The organism is Spirillospora sp. NPDC049652, assembly GCF_040675125.1.
Classification (GTDB): domain Bacteria; phylum Actinomycetota; class Actinomycetes; order Streptosporangiales; family Streptosporangiaceae; genus Spirillospora.
The window spans coordinates 1-4,110 of record NZ_JBFAOF010000670.1 but is presented as its reverse complement, the minus strand read 5'-3'; the positions used below and the strand labels follow the sequence as shown (position 1 = coordinate 4,110).

At 72.4% G+C, this 4,110-nt stretch carries 4 protein-coding genes; 1 reads left to right on the top strand and 3 read right to left on the bottom strand.

Going from position 1 to position 4,110, the window contains the following annotated elements:
• The 3 genes from AB0J52_RS30275 to AB0J52_RS30265 form a co-directional block, all read right to left on the bottom strand.
• Nucleotides 1–364 (bottom strand): phosphoadenosine phosphosulfate reductase domain-containing protein (locus AB0J52_RS30275; RefSeq protein ID WP_500186064.1); only part of this gene is annotated, 364 nt, incomplete at its 3' end.
• Nucleotides 361–546 (bottom strand): Insertion element protein, encoded by a 186-nt coding sequence (locus AB0J52_RS30270; RefSeq protein ID WP_500186062.1) that lies wholly within the window; start codon nt 544–546, stop codon nt 361–363. The genes AB0J52_RS30270 and AB0J52_RS30275, both read right to left, overlap by 4 nt.
• Complete coding sequence (locus tag AB0J52_RS30265; RefSeq protein ID WP_500186060.1) at nt 543–2,207, bottom strand: nitrite/sulfite reductase; 1,665 nt, start codon at nt 2,205–2,207, stop codon at nt 543–545. The genes AB0J52_RS30270 and AB0J52_RS30265 overlap by 4 nt, the downstream gene beginning before the upstream one ends.
• A 456-nt stretch (nt 2,208–2,663) precedes the next feature.
• On the opposite strand from AB0J52_RS30265, the gene AB0J52_RS30260 reads away from it, so the two are divergent.
• A complete protein-coding gene (locus AB0J52_RS30260; protein WP_500186059.1) occupies nt 2,664–4,085 on the top strand; it encodes a YihY/virulence factor BrkB family protein in 1,422 nt (473 codons plus the stop codon).
• The last annotated feature ends 25 nt before the right edge of the window (nt 4,086–4,110 follow it).

The window sequence follows — 4,110 nt, the reverse complement described above, 5'->3', positions numbered from 1 at the left end:
GGTCCGGGTTGCGGCCGTACAGCCGCGGCCCGAGCGCCGCCTCCTGCTCGGCCACCGTCCGGGACGGCCGGACGTCGATCACGTTGACCGGGTACACGGCCTCCACCGCGTCCCGGGTGCCGGTCGTCTCGGCGAAGTGGTAGCCGGTGTCCACGAACAGCACGTCGATCCCGGGCTTCACCCGGGACACCAGGTGGATCAGCGCGGCGTCCGACATCGACGAGGTCAGGCAGATCCGGTCGCCGAACGTCGCGGCGGCCCAGCGGATGACCTCCCGCGCGGGCGCGCCCTCCAGCGCGTCCGCCGCCGACTCGACGACGTCCTCCAGGTGCAGTGCGGGCCTGTCGGTCTCCAGCAGCGTCACGACGGTGACTCCTCACGTTCCGGCCGGGGCGCTCCGGCCTCGCGGGGCGTTCCCACCCCGAGGAACTTCAGGTGGAAGGAGCGGACGCAGTCGTGGCAGAACCACGCCCCCTCCCCGGCGCGCGGCTCCAGCCGCTCCTCGCCGCAGTACGGGCAGTAGAACGGCGCGGCCCGCTCGCTCACTTGAGGTCCGCCTCGTCGGCGCGGCGGACCCACTCGGCGAACGTCTCGCCCTCGGCCCGCTGCGCGTCGTAGTTGCGGACGACCCGCTCGACGTAGTCGGTGAGGCCCGCCGAGGTCGTCTTCAGCCCGCGCACCTTCTTGCCGAACGAGCCCCCCAGCGTGCCGCCGAGGTGGATCTGGAACCCCTCCACCTGGTCGCCGTTCTCGTCCACGACCAGCTGGCCCTTGAGCCCGATGTCGGCGACCTGGATCCGCGCGCACGCGTTCGGGCAGCCGTTGACGTTGATCGTGACCGGCTGCTCGAAGTCCGGCAGCCGCTTCTCCAGCTCGTCGACCATGTCCATCGCGCGCTGCTTGGTCTCGACGATCGCCAGCTTGCAGAACTCGATGCCGGTGCAGGCCATCGTCTGCCGCCGGAACGTGGACGGCCGGACCTGCAGGTCGTGCCGGGCCAGCTCGTCCGCGAGGGCCTCGGTGTGCTCCGCCGGGACGTCCAGGATGACCATCTTCTGCTCGGCCGTCGTCCGCACCCGGCCGGAGCCGTACCTCTCGGCGAGGTCGGCGATGACGCCGAGCAGGTCGCCGTTCACCCGGCCCACGCGCGGCGCGAAGCCGACGTAGTAGTTGCCGTCGTTCTGCGGGTGGATCCCGACGTGGTCGCGCCGGGGGAGGGGCGCGGCGGGCTCGGGGCCGTCCGGCAGGGCGTACCCGAGGTACTCGTCCTGGAGGACCTGGCGGAACCGCTCCACGCCCCAGTCGGAGACGAGGAACTTCAGCCGCGCGCGGTGCCGCAGCCGCCGGTAGCCGTAGTCCCGGAAGACCGAGACGACGCCCTTCCAGACCTCGTGCGCCTGCTCCGGCCGGACGAACACGCCGAGGCTGCGCGCGAACATCGGGTTGGTGGACAGGCCGCCGCCCACGAACACCTGGTAGCCGGCCTCACCGTCCTCGTTCACCACCCCGACGAACGCCACGTCGTTGATCTCGTGCACGGTGCAGTGCGCCGTGCAGCCCGAGAACGCCGTCTTGAACTTGCGCGGCAGGTTGGAGAACTCCGGCGACCCGATGTAGCGGTCGTGCACCTCGCGCAGCTGCGGGGTCGCGTCGATCACCTCGTCCGCCGCGATCCCGGCCAGCGGGCAGCCGATCATGACGCGCGGCGTGTCCCCGCACGCCTCGGTGGTGTGCAGGCCGACGGCCTCCAGCGCCTCCCAGATCGCCGGGACGTCCTCGATCCGGATCCAGTGGTACTGGATGTTCTGCCGGTCGGTGATGTCGGCGGTGCCCCGGGCGTACCGGGTGGCGATGTCGGCGACGGTGCGCAGCTGCGGGCCGTCGAGCTGCCCGCCGTCGATGCGCACCCGCAGCATGAAGTACTTGTCGTCCAGCTCCTCGTCGGGCAGCGAGCCGGTCTTGCCGCCGTCGATGCCGGGCCGGCGCTGGGTGTACAGCCCGAACCAGCGGAACCGGCCGCGCAGGTCGGCGGGGTCGATGGAGTCGAACCCGGCCTTGGAGTAGATCTCGATGATCCGGTTGCGGACGTTCAGCCCGTCGTCGTTCTTCTTGTTCTCTTCGTTCTTGTTCAGGGGCTCGCGGTAGCCGAGGGCCCACTGGCCCTCGCCTCGCGGGCGTCTGACGGTGGTGGTGGTCGCAGGTGGCACGGCGCGTCCTTGGATGAGCAAGGGGACGCGGACGCACCGGCGGTCATGGCAAACGGCCGGCTCGACGCTGAGCGGAAGGTCGGTTCGGGGTGACGCCGATGCGCCACGCGCCCGCGTTCGACGGATCGGTCAGTGCTGAGGCACAGGTCGACTACGACAGGGGCGTGGTCTGGGCGTCACCGACAGATGGCACTGCGGACCCGGAGGAAGTCGACGTGCCGGCGCATCACCAGCAGCGGGTCCACAGCAGACATGCCTGAACTGTGACACGCGCCCCGCCGGACTGTCCAGGGCCGTCCGGCATGCGGACAGTGACATGGGTCATCCCCGGCGTCGCCGATCATGGGCCGGACGCCGTGCCGCGCCGTCGAATCGGGGGCGCGACGCGCGGGGCGGATCACGGAAATGGGTGAGGGGGGCATTTTCCGGACGGGCGACGCTCTACGGTGGAGGGCGGTGGGTAACTGGGCATCGGACGGACGCGCCCCGGACCCGTCCCCCGGCGCGGTGGCGGACGCCGCGGTTTCGGGCGGACCGGGCGGGTCGTCGGAGGGAACGGGCGAGAAGGTGTCCGAATTCGAGTCGGTCCCGGCGGCCGTTCCGCACCCGCGCCCGGCGAAGGGCCCCAGGGCCACCGACGCACCCGCCACTGATGCTGGGACCGGCGACGCGCACACCGGCAACGGGAAGTCCGGTGCGGCACCGCCTGATGACGCCCCCGCCGACGACGCGCGGACCGGTGACGACGCGCGGACCGGTGAGGCGGACGGCGGGACGACGAGGCTCGGGGACGTCAAGGCCGCGGCGGACGAGGCCGTGGAGGCCGCTGGCGCGAAGGCCGAGGAGGCGGTGGGAGAAGCGGTCGAAGAGGCGAAGGAGCGGGTCGGACGGGCCGCGTCCGCGGCGGCCGAGACTCTGCGGGCCCAGGCCGCGGAGGGCGCTCCGACGTCGGCGGGCGCGCGGCGCGGCCCGTGGGCCGACCGGCTGAGCCGGGCCCTGGGCACGGCCTGGGTGCTGCTGCGCGGCACGGTCGTGGCCGCGTTCCGCTACCGGGTGACCGGCCTGGCGGCCGAGGCCGCGTTCTTCGCCCTGGTGTCGCTGCCGCCCCTGGTGATCGGGCTGGTCGGCATGATGGGCCACGCCAAGGGCCTGCTCGGCGCGGAGACCATCGGCGAGATCCGCACCTGGACGATCCACCGCGCCGAGAACGTGCTCACCGGGCCCGCCGTGAAGGGCCTGGTCGTGCCGCTGATCGACGACGTCATCCGGGGCGGCCGCCCGGACATGGTGTCGGTCAGCTTCCTGGTGTCGCTGTGGGCGGGTTCCCGCGCCACTAACGTCTACGTGGACACGATCACCATCACCTACGGGCTGTCCGGGGTGCGCGGGGTGGTCCGGACCCGGCTGCGCGCGTTCTTCCTCTACCTGCTCGGCCTGGTGGTGATGTCGCTGGTGATCCCGCTGCTGGTGGTGGGCCCGGCGGTCGCCCGGCAGGCCGTCCCGCAGAGCTCCGGCTTCGTGGAGGTCTTCTACTGGCCGGTCGTGGTCACACTGTCGGTGGTCTTCCTCGCGCTGCTGTACCACCACAGCATCCCGGTGCGGACGGCCTGGTGGCGCGAGCTGCCCGGCGCGGTCGTCGCGCTGCTGATCTGGATCGTCGGCAGCTTCCTGCTCCGCTTCTACCTGGCCGGGTCGCTGCGCGGCGTCTCGGTGTACGGGTCGCTCGCGGCGTCCATCGCGGTGCTCGGCTGGCTGTACGTGGCCGCTCTCGCCGTCCTGCTGGGCGCGGCCCTCAACAGCGAGATCGACCGCCGCTGGCCCAGCGCCGCGACCCAGAAGGCCCGCCAGGAGGCCGCCGACCCACCGGACCGGTCGTAGCCGGGGGTGGCGCGGCGGGCCCGCC